The sequence below is a fragment of the Pedobacter miscanthi genome (genome assembly GCF_003315595.1).
Lineage (GTDB): Bacteria > Bacteroidota > Bacteroidia > Sphingobacteriales > Sphingobacteriaceae > Pedobacter > Pedobacter miscanthi.
In genome coordinates this window covers 57223-76325 of the sequence record NZ_QNQU01000010.1, presented here as the reverse complement: position 1 = coordinate 76325, position 19103 = coordinate 57223, and the positions used below count along the sequence as shown (strand labels likewise).

The 19103-nt window shown below is 39.6% G+C and carries 22 protein-coding genes and 1 pseudogene; 5 read left to right on the top strand and 18 right to left on the bottom strand.

The window, feature by feature from the left end:
* Positions 1–12: 12 nt before the first annotated feature.
* From DRW42_RS13025 to DRW42_RS12990, 9 genes and pseudogenes are all read right to left on the bottom strand, one after another.
* Positions 13–531: a hypothetical protein gene (locus DRW42_RS13025; RefSeq protein WP_113949264.1), complete on the bottom strand. Its 519-nt coding sequence runs from the start codon at positions 529–531 to the stop codon at positions 13–15.
* Positions 528–866 (bottom strand): annotated as a pseudogene (locus DRW42_RS13020) (MvdC/MvdD family ATP grasp protein); the annotation flags it as partial. The pseudogene DRW42_RS13020 and the gene DRW42_RS13025, both read right to left, overlap by 4 nt.
* Before the next feature lie 10 nt (positions 867–876).
* The gene (locus tag DRW42_RS13015) at positions 877–1161 is read right to left on the bottom strand and encodes a hypothetical protein (protein ID WP_113949262.1); all 285 of its coding nucleotides are present in this window, start codon (positions 1159–1161) and stop codon (positions 877–879) included.
* A 42-nt stretch (positions 1162–1203) separates the two neighbouring features.
* Complete coding sequence (locus tag DRW42_RS28780; protein WP_158544338.1) at positions 1204–1359, bottom strand: hypothetical protein; 156 nt, start codon at positions 1357–1359, stop codon at positions 1204–1206.
* Between the two features lie 8 nt (positions 1360–1367).
* On the bottom strand, positions 1368–2297 hold the full coding sequence (locus tag DRW42_RS13010) for an HNH endonuclease (RefSeq protein WP_113949261.1): 930 nt from the start codon (positions 2295–2297) through the stop codon (positions 1368–1370).
* Positions 2294–3979, bottom strand: coding sequence for an AAA family ATPase (locus tag DRW42_RS13005; protein WP_113949260.1), 1686 nt, complete (start codon positions 3977–3979; stop codon positions 2294–2296). Before DRW42_RS13005 ends, DRW42_RS13010 begins: the two co-directional genes overlap by 4 nt.
* Positions 3980–4070: 91 nt before the next feature.
* A complete protein-coding gene (locus DRW42_RS28775; RefSeq protein ID WP_158544337.1) occupies positions 4071–4226 on the bottom strand; it encodes a hypothetical protein in 156 nt (51 codons plus the stop codon).
* 26 nt (positions 4227–4252) lie between these two features.
* A complete protein-coding gene (locus tag DRW42_RS12995; protein WP_147243738.1) occupies positions 4253–4555 on the bottom strand; it encodes a hypothetical protein in 303 nt (100 codons plus the stop codon).
* Positions 4556–5664: 1109 nt separating this feature from the next.
* Positions 5665–6420: an immunity 22 family protein gene (locus tag DRW42_RS12990; RefSeq protein ID WP_113949257.1), complete on the bottom strand. Its 756-nt coding sequence runs from the start codon at positions 6418–6420 to the stop codon at positions 5665–5667.
* A gap of 89 nt (positions 6421–6509) precedes the next feature.
* Here DRW42_RS12990 and DRW42_RS12985 point away from each other — a divergent pair, with 89 nt between their 5' ends.
* A complete protein-coding gene (locus tag DRW42_RS12985) occupies positions 6510–7040 on the top strand; it encodes a hypothetical protein (RefSeq protein WP_113949256.1) in 531 nt (176 codons plus the stop codon).
* Between the two features lie 166 nt (positions 7041–7206).
* Here the strand turns inward: DRW42_RS12985 and DRW42_RS12980 are convergent, their stop codons facing one another.
* On the bottom strand, positions 7207–8679 hold the full coding sequence (locus DRW42_RS12980; protein ID WP_113949255.1) for a serine hydrolase domain-containing protein: 1473 nt from the start codon (positions 8677–8679) through the stop codon (positions 7207–7209).
* Positions 8680–9229: 550 nt separating this feature from the next.
* Between DRW42_RS12980 and DRW42_RS12975 the strand changes: the two genes are divergently transcribed.
* Positions 9230–9721, top strand: a complete 492-nt coding sequence (locus DRW42_RS12975; RefSeq protein ID WP_113949254.1) for a hypothetical protein — start codon at positions 9230–9232, stop codon at positions 9719–9721.
* A 246-nt stretch (positions 9722–9967) separates the two neighbouring features.
* Here DRW42_RS12975 and DRW42_RS12970 read toward each other — a convergent pair whose 3' ends face one another.
* The 7 genes from DRW42_RS12970 to DRW42_RS12940 all read right to left on the bottom strand — a co-directional run bounded on the left by DRW42_RS12970 (position 9968) and on the right by DRW42_RS12940 (position 14896).
* On the bottom strand, positions 9968–10687 hold the full coding sequence (locus DRW42_RS12970) for a LytR/AlgR family response regulator transcription factor (RefSeq protein ID WP_113949253.1): 720 nt from the start codon (positions 10685–10687) through the stop codon (positions 9968–9970).
* A gap of 105 nt (positions 10688–10792) precedes the next feature.
* Entirely contained in the window at positions 10793–11284 is a 492-nt protein-coding gene (locus tag DRW42_RS12965; protein ID WP_113949252.1) for a hypothetical protein, read from the bottom strand.
* Between the two features lie 11 nt (positions 11285–11295).
* The gene (locus tag DRW42_RS12960; RefSeq protein WP_113949251.1) at positions 11296–11877 is read right to left on the bottom strand and encodes a hypothetical protein; all 582 of its coding nucleotides are present in this window, start codon (positions 11875–11877) and stop codon (positions 11296–11298) included.
* Positions 11878–11891: 14 nt separating this feature from the next.
* On the bottom strand, positions 11892–12830 hold the full coding sequence (locus DRW42_RS12955; RefSeq protein WP_113949250.1) for an NHL repeat-containing protein: 939 nt from the start codon (positions 12828–12830) through the stop codon (positions 11892–11894).
* Between the two features lie 11 nt (positions 12831–12841).
* A complete protein-coding gene (locus DRW42_RS12950) occupies positions 12842–13315 on the bottom strand; it encodes a hypothetical protein (protein ID WP_113949249.1) in 474 nt (157 codons plus the stop codon).
* 23 nt (positions 13316–13338) lie between these two features.
* Positions 13339–14085 (bottom strand): hypothetical protein, encoded by a 747-nt coding sequence (locus DRW42_RS12945; RefSeq protein ID WP_113949248.1) that lies wholly within the window; start codon positions 14083–14085, stop codon positions 13339–13341.
* A gap of 61 nt (positions 14086–14146) precedes the next feature.
* Complete coding sequence (locus DRW42_RS12940) at positions 14147–14896, bottom strand: hypothetical protein (RefSeq protein ID WP_113949247.1); 750 nt, start codon at positions 14894–14896, stop codon at positions 14147–14149.
* 463 nt (positions 14897–15359) lie between these two features.
* On the opposite strand from DRW42_RS12940, the gene DRW42_RS12935 reads away from it, so the two are divergent.
* From DRW42_RS12935 to DRW42_RS12925, 3 genes are all read left to right on the top strand, one after another.
* A complete protein-coding gene (locus DRW42_RS12935; RefSeq protein ID WP_158544336.1) occupies positions 15360–17270 on the top strand; it encodes a tetratricopeptide repeat-containing sensor histidine kinase in 1911 nt (636 codons plus the stop codon).
* 316 nt (positions 17271–17586) lie between these two features.
* Positions 17587–18180: a Crp/Fnr family transcriptional regulator gene (locus DRW42_RS12930; RefSeq protein ID WP_244215266.1), complete on the top strand. Its 594-nt coding sequence runs from the start codon at positions 17587–17589 to the stop codon at positions 18178–18180.
* An 81-nt stretch (positions 18181–18261) separates the two neighbouring features.
* A complete protein-coding gene (locus tag DRW42_RS12925) occupies positions 18262–18651 on the top strand; it encodes a RidA family protein (protein ID WP_113949245.1) in 390 nt (129 codons plus the stop codon).
* A 201-nt stretch (positions 18652–18852) separates the two neighbouring features.
* Here the strand turns inward: DRW42_RS12925 and DRW42_RS12920 are convergent, their stop codons facing one another.
* Positions 18853–19086, bottom strand: coding sequence for a nuclear transport factor 2 family protein (locus DRW42_RS12920; protein ID WP_113949244.1), 234 nt, complete (start codon positions 19084–19086; stop codon positions 18853–18855).
* Positions 19087–19103 lie beyond the last annotated feature (17 nt).

Below are 19103 nucleotides of genomic sequence, written 5' to 3'. Positions count from 1 at the left end.
ATCGGAAACGGTTTAATTAAAGACCGCGCAGTTGATCAGACTGGCGATTATAGCCTTTTTACTTTGTGCACTTGGCGCTGCATCTGTCTCAAATTTGAACAGGCTATCGATGAACAATGCTTTTTGTTGTTTGATCCCAATACAGCGCAGCGAGATTACTATCGCGATGACCAAAAATAGCAGTGAAGCAATCACAGTATATTTGAAAAAGCCATCTAGTTCCTTTCCGATAAAGTAAACCGAAATGGCCGATATTGCAGAGATGTAGGTCAATAATTTAAATCCCTTCTCTTCCAGTGCATCGATACGGGCGGTGGATTCTTTGTAGAGTTCCATAGCCAGTTCCGCCATATATTCTTCCTCGCTGCCAATGTGCTCGTCAAAAAAAAGTTTTTCAGGTTGAACAGCGCTTTGGTGGGGCAAAATTCCATGAATGAGAATGCTCCACGAACTTTTTAAGCTTTTTAGTAACGGTCTGATCTTTTTTTGTGGCATCACCAGCGGTGCCAGGTATTCTTTAAGCTCACTCATAATAATTCATCAATCAGTTTCTCTGAGATATTCATGCCCAGTTCCAACTCCAGCCAGGCCCATTCACCCACGGGGTTGATTTCCAAAAAAACAAAATCTCCATCTGGGGTTTCGATCAGATCAATAGCTGAATAGACCATCTTAAAATGGGTCATGATGGTTAGTAGTTTTTCCTCCAAAGCTCTGGGGAGCTGAAATTGCTGATAATGTTTTTCGACTTCAGGCCTACGCCAATCCACTTCATTACCTTTTCTACCAATTCTGACGGCAAATACGCTTTGTCCGATGATAGTTACCCGGATATCGTAACGGTTGAGGATCAGCTGCTGGAGAAAAACTGGTGTACTAAATGTTTGAGCAAGGGATTTCCAGTTCCTCCCGGAATTCTATATGCCCCTGCTTTTTCCTGGCATAATTATCCACCTCTTCCTTGAAGATTTCTGCCGCTCCCTCACTTGCCCCCTTAATCGCATCGAGTAAAACCTCTGTCTTGATATATTTTTCGGCGAACGCCTTGATCAATCCAGGCGCAACATTCTTACTGATTACCGCCGCCTTCTGAAGGACACTTTTAAAAATAGCATCATTCTTCTTCCCCTGAAGCGTTTTCAGTTCAGAAATAATTGCCACTAAGGGGGCACTGCCAAAATCATTTTCCCAGGCATTGAAATATCAGGTACGGAACACATTATTGATGGACAGTACAAAGCCACCCTTATAATTTGCGAGCAGACTCATCAATGCCTTAGCATATTTTTCACGGTCCAATACACAATTCTCGAAGGGATTGGCTACCGGAATATTCATTTCATAATGTTTAATCTTCATTGCTCTACCTAAGGTTGATTGGCTAGAACATCATTATATTCCTCGATGAACAAATTGCGATAAAATGCGTCCAAATAGGTTAACATTAAGGCAATTTCAGTATTTAAAAAACGGCCCCATAGTGTATATTCTTCAGAGGCTTCTTTTCGCTTTATCAGCTTAGCGGCCAAAGCACGGAAGCGGAACCTCAGCCCGTCTTCTGTTAAAAAGTTTGCCTGATGACCACCTATATCGACATTAATATCGTTTTTAATCGCATCCCATACTTTTTTACGGTTGATTTGGAGCTCATCGCGATTTAGCCTGTAAATTTCAGCACTTTTATCTGCCCTATATGCATCATTGCCAATGCCCCTGATGTGTCCAAGAATATTGAATGTCAAACAATTTTCCGGATGATCTACCTCTGGATTTAATAAAATTGGCAGTTCCTGCTGCAGTACCAAACAATTTGTTAAGCAATCTGTACGGACAAGGCTTAGGACTCTCCCTGCCCTTTGCACAGGGTTGTGCGGCACGGCTCTTATTCCCGCAATTGGAAATTTATTTCCTTTGGCATCCTTGCCGTTGCATTTTGGACATGCCAATAAGAGATTCGTCCACTCAAGACCCAGCCAGAAATACCCCGAAGTTTCAACATTATCATTTTCTCCAGCTTCAACTTTTGCTTTCGGCCTATAATGTTCCACCTGTAATGTTGCAGCATGTTCAATTCTGGATTCACAATAATTACACTTGGGCTGATCACCGGGAGCAAGCGCGGTCTTGTGAATAGAATAGGCCCTCAGAAGATCTGTTACTTCCTGATGTGGATAATAAGTAGCATTGTATTCATCCCCATCTGCGCCCAAGAAGGCACGCTCGATCTGTCGAAGCGCCCCTGCAACACTTAATCGGGCAGGGGCCTGATGGTGTTGTTTTGTAGGAAGATGGATCATGGCTGTGGATTAATAGTGTTCTCCCTAATCTTTTTTTCTAAAATCCGGTAAAAGATTGCCTCATTGTAATCATCTTCCGTCATTAAAGGCTCTTCTGGTATATGGTTTTCATTAATAAGCTCATCGAAATTAAAAATCGGTGAGGTCAAAATCGTATTAGGAAGCATATTGGTAATGTCTACATCAATCTTGCTCGCGCAAATCCGGTTCTCCTCATTTTTATGAATATTGATGAAAATAGAATCTTTTGGTGCGCCAAGCATAGGTATCGGACTATGTGTGGTAACAACGAATTGAATGTTGGGGAATGTTTCTGCTAATTGTACAATAATTTCTTTCTGCATCTTAGGGTGCAGGTGCAAGTCAATTTCATCAATCAAAACTATACCAACGTAATCTGCAATATCTGCCACGTCATCCTGCTGTTCAGAAAATCTAAGGAGCAGGTCTAATATTAATGCCGAGAAATTTTTAGTGCCTGAGGGCAATTGTTCAAAGTCAACGAACCATTTATCATTCTTGTTTTCCCCTGTCTTCTGAAAATATTTAATTTGATGACCTTTTCCAGCGGGAACAATTTCCACTTTATCTATATTGGGTAAAATAATTTCCAGATTGGTTTCGATATTTTCCAATAAGTCATTTAGGGTCAAATCATAGTATTTTGGCTTAACTGCCAATATATATTCACCGCTGACGTCTCTAAGCACATTTATCGGACTGAATAACCCATAGGTTGCCCTTCTGCTAATTCTGTTCTCATTAAGGTTCGCCCATTCCCCTTTTAAGCTCCCCTCCGTGATTAACCTTACTGGACCATAAGCTGCAAATCCCCTAATCAGCCACTTTTTATCTTTAAAATCGTTTTTTCCCTCGACCGAATTTTCCTCTGTACCGTCCAACCTTTCTATGCCAATTTTGGTTTTAAAATCAGCGTAATCAGCGGCTACTACAATACCATGATCATTATTGTTGCAAATTGAGGCTGCAAGTGCCTTGAGTACACTTGTTTTTCCGGCGCCGTTCTCCCCGGTTAAAAACACCCATCGGCAACCTTTCGGTATTTCAGGGAAAGCAAGATCATTTATTGGACCGAAATTGCCAATATGAAAGGTTCTGAGGTAACCCGTCTTCTTTTCTTTGTTTTTTCTTTCCTGCTGATACCTCTTAACAATCTTGAGCTGTTTTTCGAAAGTAGATGGCCATATAAAATCAACCTCAGGATCTTCATCCAGTGCGCTGATATCAGCTATTCTCCTCCTTACATAATCGTCCACGATGATTTTGTCTCCGTGGAGAAAACTTTCAAGTGATTTTAAATAGTCATTTCTTTCAAAATCATAATATTTCCTGTTTACTTCAGTTGGAGACGGCTCAATAAAGCCTAACTTTAATAGAAAGTCTTGGCTAAAGAAAGGTCTTGAATCGTGTTTGGAATCAATTTCGAAATAGGTCAACCCATCATGAACAATAATGAAAGTCAATCTAGGCGATTTGGTACTATTATCACTTCCCATCCAAAAGGAAACGGAAAGGTAATATTCATTTCCCAGAAACCAGTAGCCCTTATCCAGGCGGCCACTCCGGTTTATCTGCCTCAGGCTGAAATAAAAGTTTTCATCCATGGAATGTTGTTCTATCAGGAAATCGAATACTTCTTGATGGATTGTTGCTATAGACATAAGTTGCGTAATTTATTGACCTAAAATAAAAAAAAATGAATGCACTCAAAATTTTATAGACAATCTATTAATTCTATCATAAATTAAATTCCTACATCGATAGCGCATGACCATCGCCATGATTGGCCAGTTCCATGGATTTTTTCTGTCCCTGTTTTTTTTCTTTACGTTTTTCTTTAACCTCTAACTTGGGCATTTTCTCCAGCTCAGTATTCACCAGATCTAGCACCTCCCTTTTAATCCGCATATAATTTGCCTGCACATCCTCCGCGCTCACCTTCCTGATTTCCGGTAATCAACATAAGCCTTTTCTTCCCTGGCAATCGCCTCATTGTCATTCTGCAGCTCCCCATGGAACATCTTCTGGGGAATTTTTTCTCCCGGACTATCCGCTACCAGGCCCGCAAATTCCCCTGAAGACAGCGTTGCAATCTTCGATGCCGGAATCGCATAATCCATCTGCGTAGAGCGGGAAATCGAAGTATCCGACCTATTAATACTGATGCTTTCGCGGTCCTGGGCAATCTTACCAAAAGTCTCCGACAGCTTCTTTGCGCTATCCGGGGATTTCGGCAATAGTGGTTCTTCCCCAATTTTGGTGGTCAATATTTTCTTTATTAATATGACAGATGTTTTTTTTTTTGCAACGCTCAAACTCACAAATTGGGGCTCATAGTTATTTTATAAATAATTTTCTTTTTCTGGGTAGAAAATAATAGTTGTCAATCTATGGATGATAGAAAAACCGTGTCGAGAGCGTTACAGCCAATGCATTTGTTAGATTCATTCAAGTATTCAGCAACTAAAAACCACCAAAAGTGGGGAAGAACCCAATAGTAGTCACCGGATTCCGGTTCAAACTGTACACCCGGGGAATTACCCAGTTCTGAGTTGGGTAGGATAAAGTAGTACCCCAAATATATCTAATCCCTGCAGCATCAAAGCTGTGCCGAACCTGAACAGGATTGTCCTTTAATCTTCCTGACCACTGTCATATTTAAAGCCAGCCAACAATTTTCGATTCAAATAGCCTTTACAATGCATTATCGCACACCAAAAACCTGATTTTGAAAACCAGGTTACTATCTCTGAATAAAATCTATTTTTAAAGCGTTATGAGCTCGGTTAAAGTCACCCTACCCTTGACAATAATCATTATTCACAAGCAACTTAAAAGCACTTAAAATCAACTAATTGATCAGTTTAAGCTGAAAAAAGTGGCCGCTTTATTGAAAAACAAGTGACCACTTTTTGGATAATCTCCAATTAGGTAGGGAGCTTTTGTCTTTGCGCATATTGATACAAAACCAATATTGGATTTACTTATTTGCAAGAATTTCTGAAAAACTACCTATTTCGATTAATTCATCGATAATTTGGTTTGGATTTTGGACTGCGATTGACCCTTCACAGGGCAAAGGATTTTTAAAGATCTTTTGCCCTTTTTTTTTGCCTTCTAATTCCTTGTTTATCAGATAAATGCGTTGAAATGATCCGTTTACTAAAGCGGTTCGATGTTGCAGGCTTTCAGAATCGAATTTTTCGGAGAATATTGAACCAATCAGCTTTCACTTATCATTAATGGCCGATTTGGTGAAAATAGAAAATAATCGAGTTAACGTGAAAATCGAATCATTTAGGATTGGCTAACTGCGCTATCGTATATTTCTTTTTCATGATTTCGTCTAATTTTGCCTTGCAATAAAATCCATGTGCAGATTCTTGCTGATTTTTTCAATATTGATTTGGATACTACTGTTTAGGGACAGCATTAAAATTGCATTAGCGGTTTGGGAAATCCCTAAACTATCTACCTTTAGGATCAGCTGTTCAGCGAGATCTAAGTCAGCCGACCCGAGAATGATGGTTTCATCAATCCTCTTCTTTTCTTTGCTAAAGAAGAACTTCAGGTCACTGATCTCTTTGCTTTTCAGTCCGGTTCTTTTGATAATTTCAGCTTTTGAAAGCTGAACATCTCCGGTCCATAGGTAGTGGCTCGTTTGGGTTTTCGAGCCAGTTGATGTTTCCGAATCAGACAATTTGCCCAGATATTTAAATAGGGTTGGATACGGAGACTTTTTAGGCTTAAGGCTATTGTCGTCATAAGCAATCACGGCATTAAAGTTTTCGATCTTGTTTTTCCTTAATAGTTTCCCAAGTTGCGCTGCATCTGCTGAAATATCTTTAGCTATCTTATCAAGGTCGGCCTGACGAGTATAATATCTAAGCACCATCATATCCTCATCATAAATATCAATTCCCGTGTCCTTACAGAACCCGCACATTAAATTTGGCGAGGGTTCGGCATCTTCTTCAGGGTTTCCGGTCGGCGGTTCGTTATCGTATTTCGCCCATGCCTTAAGGTATATCCTTTGATCGAGATAAGCCTCTAGTAATGCTTTGGATGCTACTTGTCCAGCCCATAGATGTATGCTTTTCATCGGTAGATAAAGTTATGAGCTAAAATTAGGAATAATAAATCACGATGTTGTGATATTTTGTAATAATAGTTAACTTCGTTTTGATTTAAATGGTTACGGCGAGTTTAATTAATATTATCATCCCCTTAGAAATTTTTTTTGATGAGTTTAATAGCCTGATTAATGAATTGGCAATGCATGTTTATATCGAAACAAAAGCTGGAAAACGTATTGCCTTAAAAAAAGTCAGCAGGAGAGAAGATTTTTTGTTAAAGGCAGGTGAACGCTATTCCTTGGCCTATATCACTTCGGTGGAATTTCTTGAGGAGAGGGATGGCGATATATTTGAGGATGAGTTTTGCGTTCATGCCATCGAGATGCGTGGCGGAAAATCTACACCAGATGAACTTGAAAACCTGAGCTTAAGGGTGATCTCAAAAACACCAGATAAGAACATTAAGAGTTTCGTGAACAAATTACAGCAGCACCTTAAAAAAAGTGATAACTACGGAGTTGGTGTGGGAAGTGGAGGGTTATACAGCAAAACGTTTTATAATCGTGAACAAATAGTGGGCAAGACCTTGTGGTTCGATTTTGAGCTGAAATCGAATCCCCTAGTAATTGATGCACATCAGTTTTGATGCCGTTTTTTAGGCTAGCACGTCAGATGGCTTTAACGGTTTGCAGCTTCGCGAAGTGGCGGAAATCGAAACACAAATGTTCGGTTTAGTACAAAAGTTCAATCGAAATGCTGAACTTGTATTTAACACTGAACCCGCCGTTTGCCAACTGTTAGCTGTTGTATCTTTATTTCGTCTCAATGTCAAATATTTTTTGTCCGTTTTCTCCTAAATAATGTTTCAATAAATCTTCGTAAACGCTTCCGCCTGTGTCTGAATTTGTGAAAATCAAAAGTCCTTGTTTAGTTTTTGGTAAAATAAATACAATTGTTTGAACGCCATTGTCTGAACCGCCGTGAGACAACGCTATTTCGCCATTTCCTAAATCATAAATTTCAAAACCTAAACCAAAATGCTTTCCTTTTGTACTTGCTACTTGGTTTTTGGTCATTTCTTCAAACACAATTTTTGATAAGCCATGGCTATTCATTACACTAACCAAAAATTTGCCGTAATCTTCAACAGTTGTCAATAAATCGTCTGCGGCATTGGGTATTTTATTCTTTACAATATCGTACGCTTTTCCATCTTTATCATACCCAATTGCCAATCTTGTGGTGTCCACATTTTTGTCCCAAATATATTTTGTATCAGTCATTTTCAATGGTTGAAAAATAAGTTCATTAGCTAATTGTTGTAATGATTTTTTAAACTTCTTTTCCAATGCTTTCCGTAAATATTCCATTCCCTCGCCCGAATACTGATATTTGGTTCCTGGTTCAAATTGAAAATTAAGTTTTTTAGTTTCGTTCATATATCTCCAATTCGGAAATCCCGTTTGATGGCTCAAAATAATTCTCGTTGTAAGTTTCTTATTGCGTGGGTCGTTGGCAATATCCGGGTCAGTCCAATATTTGTAAACGGGTTCGTCTAAATTCCACTTTCCTAAACTCACCAACTTTAACGCAACTAGTGCTGTTACAGGTTTAGTTAAAGAAGCCACATTAAAAATCGTGTTAAATGGTGCTGAAACACCTTTTGAAATTTCGCCAAAAACTTTTACTTGTTGCAGTTTACCGTTTTCAATAATTCCAATTCCCAAAGTCGGAACTTTATTTTCTTTCAACAACTTTTCAATTTTAGTTTCGTTGTCAAAAACTAATTTTTCAACTTTTTTATTATCGTCAGGTTGATGGTTAAAACTAAATGAGGTTGTTAGTTTCCATTCGTCGTTTTCTAATTGCCAAACGTTGGTAAACTTTGCAATTCCACCTTGACTTTCTCTTTTTTCTGAAAATTTATGCTCGCCATTCTGAACTGCACCATAAAGAATCCCATTTTTATAAAGAGGAAATATTTCGGTGCTTTCTTTTACCAAAAACCGCTGAACTTGGCGATTGGTTTGGTTGTTGCAAATTCCATTTTTTAAGTCAGTTAAAAACTTAGTTTTGTCAGAAACTCCGTCTTTGTCGTGATAAAATTTGAGGTTGTCGCTCAACAATTTCTCAAATTGTTTGATGTCGCAATGGTTAAAACCAACGTCAAAAAGCAAACTGTCTTTTGCTAGAACGGTTTTGTATAAATCTGAATTTTTACCAACTTGTGCAAATGCAGAAAAAGTTGTCAAGAGAACAGAAAGGATTGTAAAAAGTTTCTTCATTTATTTTTTTCTTCTCGTTATAGCTTGTTTTGATCAAATTTACCCTTTGTCGAACTTTGGCTTATCGCTCCATAGAAATGGAGCTGCTGCTTATACATCATATTTTGCCCATACCCTCAGGTATATACTTTGATCGAGGTAGGCCTCTAATAATGCCTTGGATGCTACTTGTCCGGCCCAGAAGTGTATACTTTTCATCGGTGGATAGGATTAGAAGGTAAAAATATAAATAATAAATCACGTTTGTGTGATGTTTTTTTTTAATAATGGTAACCTCGTTTTGATTTAAATGGTTATGGCGAGCTTAATTAATATTATCATCCGCTTGAAAACTTTTTCGATTAGTTTAATAGCCTGATTAATGAATGATTTGAGGATGAGTTTTGCGTTCATGCCATCGAGATGCACCAGAATGAACATTTCTCATGATCATGCTTATTTCTGATTATTATTGATTTTGTTTTGTATTAACCATACCTTGTCTTAAGTTAAACTTAAAAAGACATCTTTTACTATAAAAATTTACAAAACATTATTATTTGCCGGGCTTTTGTTAGCCTCAAAGGCGATTTCGGCACAGGTTGTGACCGGTCAGTGGCAACCTGTTGCCCCGAATGACGTCCAGCCACTTAGCCCCCTCCCTCAGGAAGGCTTATTTGGTTTCTACCAGGAATGGAACGGTACCGGTAACCTGGTACTCACCTATGGAAATCATTCCACAAAACCTTTGAATCTTAAAAAAACTATTCCTAGTGGTGCAAACGACAGGATTAAATCGATGGTACTTCAAGGCCCGCTGAGTAATACCCAAATTGTCGTATTTGATAATCCCGATGGACAAACGGATGATGATTATGCTGTTATTAAAGTTGAAGGGACTTTACCTCCGGGAATCAGGGTGGTAATTCCGAGTTTCGATATTGGTGCTGCACCCGGCGTTTTCTGGGACGGCGGTAGTGGTAACCGGGTTGTTGAATATTTTCACTACCACAATGGCCTAGATGGTAAAATTTCACACATAAGCAGGGCAGTGGGGCAATAACACCTGATAACTTAATGAAAAACACTATTCCCAAAAGGTAATAGTGTTTTTTATTATCCTAGATTTTTACAATTAGAGTAGATGGGATTTCGCTAAAGTCTGCACTAATTCGCATTCCGAACTTTATACCCGTCTTTTACCATATAGCCTGGCGTACTTAAAAGGACATTTTAGGCTTGGACCAACAGAAAACAGATCCTTAAACACTGAACCTGTATTAAGGGTACGGGTTTTAGCATGAAGCCTTCAGAACAACCTCTGCAGTAACGCTTCTTTACGTTGCGGCGAAACCTCTACCTCTGCACCATCGCTAAGTTCTAAGGTACCACCATCACCCTTGCGGTATTTTACCACATAACTTAGGTTTACGATTACCGAGCGATTAATGCGCATAAAAAAATCATCGTTTAATTGCACTTCATATTCTTTCAGGGTTTTGGATACAATGATTTTTTTATTATCGGTAAGCAGGAAAACGCTGTAATTGCTCATGGCTTCTACTCTGAGAATGGTTGTTTTATCGATGATATAAACACCTTCTGCGGTTGGTAATGCCAGTCGTGCATTTAAAAACTCAGATTTTGGGTTCCTTTGTTTAATTTTTCCGGCTACCCGTTTACGTAAGCGGGTGATAGCGGTTTTCAGATCGTCCTCATCTACAGGTTTCATCAGGTAATCTACAGCACTCAGGCGGAGTGCTTCCAATGTATAACTATCATAGGCGGTGGTAAAGATCACCTCGAAACTGAAGCTGCCCAAACGCTCCAGAAATTGAAAGCCGTTTATTCCTGGCATTTCTACATCAAGAAACAAAACATCTGGATCCAGCGTCATAATGGCATTCAGGGCTTTGGCAGGCTCGTTAAAAATGCCCACAACCTGAAGTTCATCCTCAAAAGATTGAAGTTTTTGCGAAAGCAATTTACTTCCTCGGGTTTCATCGTCTAAAATAACAGCCTTTAACATAGGGGAATGTGTTAATCATAAAATTCGGGTTTTAAATCCGTTTGGCCAAACCTTCGCGGGATATTTTCTATGGTAATGTACCGGTGAGGGATTTTTATCCATCACTCAGTTTACCTGGCTTCGCCTGTACGGCCTGAAATTTTTAAGAAAAATATACATTTCGGTACCAAAATCGTTTTCGGTGCAGATAATGGTTTGTTTTACAACCTCATTCTGTTTGCCAAAGATGGTTTTCCAGGTATTCTTGCCAGCTTTGCTTGTGGCCATGCTGTTGGCGGTCAGGTCTATTGTTCCTGCTTTATCAAAACGGATTTCGACCATGAAATATTTGATCAGGCCATTCTTTTTGCGGTCTAAGAATAATAGCCCGCTCCGGTAGGCCACAGGATGTTTTATCGCCTGCTGCCAATTGCCCGGACCTTTTTCCCAGCCGCCGTTATCATGTAAAGTAGTGGGTTGGGGAAAGGGGATCCTGATTTTTTCTGTATCGCTCTGGCTGTTGGCAATCTGTATGTTTACCGGCACCTGCGAACGAATTTGTGCCCTGCCGCCCAGGCTTAGCAAGCTTAAAAAAGCAATGGTGAGGATTTTTTTCATAACCGATAGTTTTAGAAAGTATATTTAACACCTATACCACCATTTTCTGCGCTAAAGCCTCCGCCGCTATTGAAGGTGAATACTGGTTGCCAATCCGCACTAATGGCAATGGGAAGACCTTTAAATTTATATTCGAGCCCCAACACACCTAAAGCACCAACTGTTGTGGTAGGATCAACTAAATCATCATCGAATGAAAAATATTCGAAATGGCCACCTCCACCAACATAGCATTTCAGATTCTGTATAGCATTTACAGGCAGGTGGTATTCGTAGGCTAGACTTACTCCGATCTGGCTACCCAGACCATTAAAACCCCTGTAGGTGAATATGCCTTCCAAAGCATGTTTTTCTTTTAAGAAATGTTTTGCAGTAAGGGATATGCCATAGAGAAATTTAACCCCGATTGCGGTACTGTAGTTTTGGGATGTGCTGTAAGCATCTGCCTTAGTACTGGCTTTAGCTTTGGGTTGTGGTTGTAAGGTGGGTTTTGCAACTGTTTGGTTGACCGGTTTTTTTGCCGGTCTTTTTTTTGTTTGTGCGCTGATATTGATTGCAACAATGCACAGTATTATGGTAAGGATGGTTTTCATGGTAGGACGTATGGTTAAGGTTGATAAAATATGATCTTGTTTTGGTTATAGTGGGCTGCTAAAAGCCCGTAACCATTTGCTGTTTTTACAAAGGCCAGGCCATAGATATCTCCACTGCCTGTGAGCGTTTTGGTGCAGCCGGTAAAGTTCACCTCGGTTGATTGGATCTGGTTGGTGTTTAACAGGGTAATGCGCTTGTTGCCAGGGGAGGCCGCCGCAACAATATTTCCATAAGCTGCAACATCAACCAGTTTTGGTAAGTTTACGATTACACTTTTACCTAAAGCGCCTGATGCCGTTAATCCATACTTGTAAAGCCTGTCGGTACTATATCCGGTAAGGTAAAGGGTATCATTGGCAATGGCCAGTCCTTTCGGACTTCCAAATACTGCTGCCAGAACACTGAAGGTACTGCTGTTTAAAGGATCATCAAAACGGAGCAATCTGTCTTTGCCGTCATCGGCAAGGTACAGGCGGTTTTTACTGTCGAAAGCAATTCCGCGTGGATTGATGAAGCCTTCCTGTATTACCCTGGAATACTGATAGGTGCTAATCCCGTTAACAGTATTCTTTTTATAGATGACTATCCGGGCATTCAGTTCGGTTTCGGTGATGTATAAATTTTCATTGTTGTCAAAGGCAATGGCTTCGGCTCCCACGCTTTGAAAAGTTTGGGCAGGTGCCTTTTTCGTGAGCAGATCACTATAGCTGTTCCAGATTTTTGTTGTCCCGGTAGAACCATAAGGTTGTTTAAATTCTGTAATGGCTACCTTACCGCCGGACGATACTGCAATCCCGCAGGGATTGGCCACATCTGCTGAAGCGGTTATCTGCAATTCGGGTATGCCACAGGTATCTACTGGTTCGTCTTGAACTTTCTTTTTGCAAGAGTTAATTGCTCCTGCCATTAGCAGCAGGAACAATAAGGGAGCGAATTTTTTAAGGTTTTTCATGGCCAGTCTGATTAGATTTTTTTCAATGTGCCTGTATAACTTCCTTTTAATGGACCTTTGGCTGTAGTGGCATCAAACGTGATGGTATACTTGTCGCCATCTTTAGCAATTACCACAGTGCCGCCATTTATTTCATCGCTTACATTGTTAACCGTTACCGCACCTCCGGCAAAATTTGTGGCGGTATTGTAAGGGGCACCATTTTTATAGGTAAAAGAGCCGATCGGAATGACATAATTGCCCAGGTTTTTGAAACGGATCTGTACGGAATTAAAATCTGGGGTAAGGAAATAAAGCCATGCACCATCACCGTTTCCACCTCTGTAATCTCCGGAATTAATATTGTTGCTGTTATTCTGGTAATCGAATTTGCCGGCTACAGCTCCCGATGCCCCATCCTCATTTTTATCTTTTTTACACGAAGCCAGGGTAAAGAAAACACTCATGATGATGAATATTTTCAGGATGTTTTTAACGTTTTTCATTTTGTTAGTTTTTAATTTGATGATTACTGTTTATTTGTCTGATAGATGATATTGCTGCGTTCTATAACCATAACCGGGCTGTTCACATTTTTCCAGTTAGGTACCATCGCGCCAATAAAATCACTGTTTGCTTTGAAACTGCCTGCGCTTAATGCGTAATAGGGTATAGATACCTCCGGAGCAATGCCGGTAACAGGAAGCGTTTGATTGATGGGAGGTGGATAATATTTAGTGCCGATCTGGCGCTCCCTGATATCCCAATCGATGGTTTTAGCAGCACTAAACCTGAACAGGAGATTACCTGTTTTGAAATCGGCATTTTCATAATTCTGAACACTGGTGCTGTTGGCCAGAACCGCATATTCAAATCCCTGGGCTGCATTGGTCTTATCACTATACAGGTAAGATTTCAGCGTTATTTGTCCTGAAGCATTTTTTTCAAGAGTATAACGGTAGGTATAGTTGCCAGTGCCATCTAAATCGAAGCTAAGTACATTATCGCTCAGCGCTGCTGTGATACTCCTGAGGTAGCCTTGGCGGTGCAGGTTTACCTTAAGTCCGTCACCATCTTCTGTAAAAGTCATAATGGCCAGCTTCTGGTCTCCGGTTTTACGCTCTGCTACAATGAAATAAGGCAATAAATCTGTTTTGGTTACCTTTTGGATGTTTTCCGGGTTGTTTGGATCGTTGGGATCATTCTTGTCTTTTTTGCAGGCGGCTAAGGTGGCCATCAGCATCACGACGCTTAACATCAATTTTAATGTTTTCATAGTTTTTAAATTAAGGGTTGATTATTTTATTTATTAGTCGGTATGGTTTGTCTTGTTATTTTTAATTCAGCCAAACAACCATCTTATTGTACATTTTATCCGTCCAGTCGCCATCACAGTGTGTACTGCAGCCATTATCGGTGATGCCTTCACTTTTGGCTTTAATTGGTGAGTTTGCCGGTATCTGATCATAAAGTCCCTTTCCATAATACTCTCCTTCATTGTTGCCACTACAGTTGATGGCAAAAACCGGAACTTTAAAATTCTGGGCATTCCAGGCACCGCTGCCGCCACATGCAGCCAGTACACCTTTACAATAGCTAAGCGTATTGTTGGCAGAAATATCACTAAAGAGCATGTAAGAGGCGAAAGAGTAACCTCCTACCACAGCCTTTGCTTTGCTGATGTTATATTTACCGGCTATGGCTACAATACATTTATCGTAATCTTCACCAATCATTTTAGCACTGGTATTCCAGGCATCGGAATTGGCATTGCCAGGCGTTTTACGATACTTAACAATGGCCGCGGCATAACCATTAGCTGCTGCTTTTTCGCAGATGGCGGTTTCGGCGGCCCCATCTAAATTGCCTTCTGTAGGATTGTTTTCGTCGTTGCCACTGCCCATCACCAAAATGCCTTTAAAAGTGGTGGCATCTTTGCCCATAAAAATTTTATAGGTAATGCCGTTTACGGTTTCAATGGTTTCTTTCAGGTCGCCTTTAATAACTTCCCGGGCCTGATCAGGATTTTTTTTACAGGCAATGGCTAGTAAAATGCAACAAGCGATTGCAAGGGTTAAGTATTTCATAGTTGTAATTTTAGGTTGAGCTAATGTTTATTTCATTTTGCTGATACAAGTTTAGCTTACCTGGAAATACTATTTTTTCACAATGATTGAGTGAGATGGATAGATGAGTGAAAGGATGGATAGGCTGAGGAAAGCAACCCATGCCATTGGAGAATAATTTCTATTCATAATTCCCGAAAGGCATGTTTGCGATACAATGGATTTATATTTTTTTACCTGCTATTTTATGCCCGGAAAATGAAATGCGCATTAAACTGAGCAAACAAGGTTTTTTATTTAGCGAGTGATAAAAAATAAACAGGCAATTATTAGTTATTTTAGGTAGAATATAATTATGATAATGAGCAAGCTGATAAAATTAATGCTGTGTCTATTTTTTCTTTGTTTTGTTACAAGGAAATGTTTTGCGCAACAACATGGGAAGCAGAAAATAGATAGCCTTCTTAAACTACTGGATGAGAATTTGCCAGACACAAATAGGGTAAATATCCTCTTTAAGCTCAATTCAGTCCTGTCTGTCAACAACCCGGATAAGGCCATGCAGTATGTTGAGGAAGGTTATAAACTTGCCTCTAAAATTGGTTATAAGCGCGGTATGATGTTATGTGTCAATGATATAGCGTCAATTCAATTAGATATCGGTAAATACGATGAAGCCATTAAAAATCAAGATAGGGCACTTGCTTTGGCAGAAGAAATAAAAGATAGGTCGATTATCACTGGAAGTTATACTAACCTGGGAGCTATTTATCAAAGGATGAGTAAGTACAAAGAGGCGGCAACTTTTTTCTTTAAAGCATTAAAAAAAGCAGAAGAAGTAAAGGACAACAGACTCATTGCCCTATCTGAGACTAATATAGCGGCCATGTATATCCAGCAGGGCAATTTTGAAAAAGCCAGATACTATGCTTTAAAAGCAGATTATCTTTTTCAGCGTACGAATTTTAAAAGTAACGAGGCTAAAAATCTTGAGATGTTAGGTAATAGCTACGCTTTTGATGGCAAAGGTGAATTATCAAAGCCATATTATCAAAAAGCACTGAGACTTTACCAGCAAACCGACGATGAGCTTGGCAAAGCAGTGATCTATACGCAAATGGTTGATCTTTACAGTAATAATCCCATTAAACAGATCAATTACCTCGAAAATGCTAAAAATATCTGGGACCGGATAGCTCCAAATAACCTAAACGCCATTGCCAATCTCGGTAATTATGGTTTTGTGTATTTCGAAATACTGAAAGATCCTAAGAAATTGGCATTAGTAGAAAAGGAGCTAAAATTAAATAAAGAGAGGATAATGGCTGATGCTGAAAACTATTTTGCCAAAAGTATTGCACTAAGTGAAAAGGCTGGTGTAAATGAATTAATTTTTCAGCTTACCCTGCCATATTCCCAATTAGGCGAATATAAAAAAGATTATAAATTAGCCTTGTATAACCTGAAAAAACACATTAAACTTCAGGATTCGATTTACTCCCAAGAAATTAAAAATAAGATTGCATCGCTTGACAGCGAAAGACAAATTGCCATCCGTGATAAAGAACTACAATTAAGTAAACTCAAATTTAAGCAACTTTGGCTTTATGGTATTTTAATATTAGTGATCTTAAGTTCTGTTATATTGTTTCTCTACAATAAATACCGGATTAGGCAGTTGCGGTTTAAAAACACGCTGCAACAACAACAGGCAGCCCAACTTAACACTGAATTGAGTTACCAGAACCAGTTATCAGAAAGTGAACTGAAAGCCATACGTTCACAGATGAACCCACATTTTATTTTTAATGTATTAAATTCTATCGAATCTTACATTATGGATAACGATAAAAAAGTGGCTTCGCGGCTGATCCAAAAATTTGCGGCCTTAAGCCGATTAATTCTCGAAAACTCCACCAAAAGCATGGTCACTGCTGATAGGGAATGGAAAGCAATTAAGCTTTATACAGAGTTGGAGGCTATGCGCTATGATCATGCTTTTACTTACACCTTTAGGGTTGATGAGGCAGTAGAACTTAAGGATTTTCTTTTACCGCCCATGCTGATTCAGCCATTAATCGAAAATGCGATATTACATGGGCTCATCGAATCGCCACAACCCGATGCGCATTTAGATGTAGCCTTAAATTTTGAAACAGAACATATTTGTATAACAGTTATTGATAACGGGGTTGGCTATCAGAAAAATACAAAATCACTGCTTCCCAAAGGTATAAAGGAGAAATCTATAGGACTTCAATCTATTTTGGAAAGGGTGGAAATGATCAACAGGCAACATGATGGATTTAAGGCAAGTTTTCAGATCCGCTTAGGCGATAACTACCGGGGTACCATCGCTACGATATGTTTGCCAGTAGTTAAGGCAGAATGCTAAAATTACAGACAACAATGATGATGGCAAAAAAACAATCATAATTCGATCAATCATGATTGTTTTTTATCCTTCGATTTTGGTCATACCAATATCCAGTAACTCATGATCATTGGTGAGGTTAGTCAACAACGTTGATGTATTTGCCATCAGTAAATGGTTATGTAAAAGACGAAGTATTTTGGTGTATAATCGATTAAAACTCCTCCATTTACCTGCTATCGTTTAATTTTCCTGCATATCAATTTTAAGGTGGCGCCCAGGTTAATAAAAGATCACAGCGAAATCATCTGGTAGGTATATTAAAAAATTTTCAACCATGATGATTATCTTTGACCCAACAATGGCGCAACAACTCCGGGAACATATCGAAAAAATTATAGGTCTTACCGATGACGAGTTTTCCTGCATCATGGATCATTTCAGCACGAAAAAATTCAGGAAACATCAGTTTCTTATACAGGAAGGTGAGCCCGTTAAATATAATTATTTTGTGCTTTCAGGTCTCTTGAAATTGGTTTTCACAGAAACATCCGGCAAACAGCATATTGTGGCGTTTGCTATGGAAGATTGGTGGGAAAGTGATTTTCTGGCTTTTTACACAGGGGCAACTGCGACCATGTCGCTGGAGTGCCTTGAAGATACTGAAGTTTTGCGCATTTCCCTTAATGATTATCATGCACTCTGTAAACGGGTGCCAAAAATGGAGCGGTTCTTTTTAGAAAAAGCAACATTTGGTTTTATCAGTTCGCAGCGCCGGATACTATCAATGCTCACCTCAAATGCCAGGGAGAGATATGAGCAACTGCTTAAGCAGTATCCAAAGCTGGTGCAGCGTGTACCCAAAACGCAGCTCGCCGCTTTTCTTGGCGTTTCGAGGGAAACCCTGAGCAGGTTTTCGCATCCGATGTGATGTTGATCACAGCATAATCTTGCGTTAGCTCACAAGTACCATCCGTATTTACTGCCGACCTTTGCCATATAAAAAAACGATATGGAAAAAAGAGAAATCAATCCCTGGACATGGCAGGACGGACGTAATTATGTACAGGCTGTTGAAGTAAAAAATGTGCAGAGCACCCTTTATTGTGCCGGACAGGCAGCAGTTCACGCCGACGGAACATCGAGCAATGCAGATATGAAAACTCAGTTGCTTCTGGCCATAAAAAATCTGGAGCAGGTAATCGGTGAATCAGATTATGAGGTAAAGAATATTGTAAGGCTCAATGTGTATACCACATCCAACGAAGAGTTTATGGCTCACTTCGAGATACTGAAAGATTGGATAGCAAAAAATGGAATAAGGCAGGCCCTGACCTTGTTCCAGGTGGTGGAGCTTTTTGAAACCCTAAAGGTTGAGCTTGAGGCAACTGTTGTGAAATAACGGCATTGAGAGGTCGCGTTCAAACATGGGAATGCTACCGGATTTTTGTGAATCCCGACTGATGGCCTGTATCATTGCAGACCATCAGCCGGTTTTATTCTGATCCTGATAATACCCAACACTCCGTTATGCCAATGTTGGGCATTTGATGTAAAATCTGCTTTGGCAAACCGAAAAAACAGGGATTGTCCCGAATCCTTTTTAAATCACAAACGACCTGACCTGGCTGATCATTCCATCTTTAAATCTCCACACATCGCAGTAATCACTCGTTTTTGCCTCATTTCCCCGTGAAGTAATCTGGCCAAGCTCAATGATAAAATCATTTTCTTTGATGTAATTTTCCGTTTTAAATGTCAGTCCGGTATAAACTGAGTAGATATAATCCAGAAGTTCGGCCTTTCCATTAAACGTTTCCTCACCACGTTTTCCCACTTAATGTCATCCCTGCA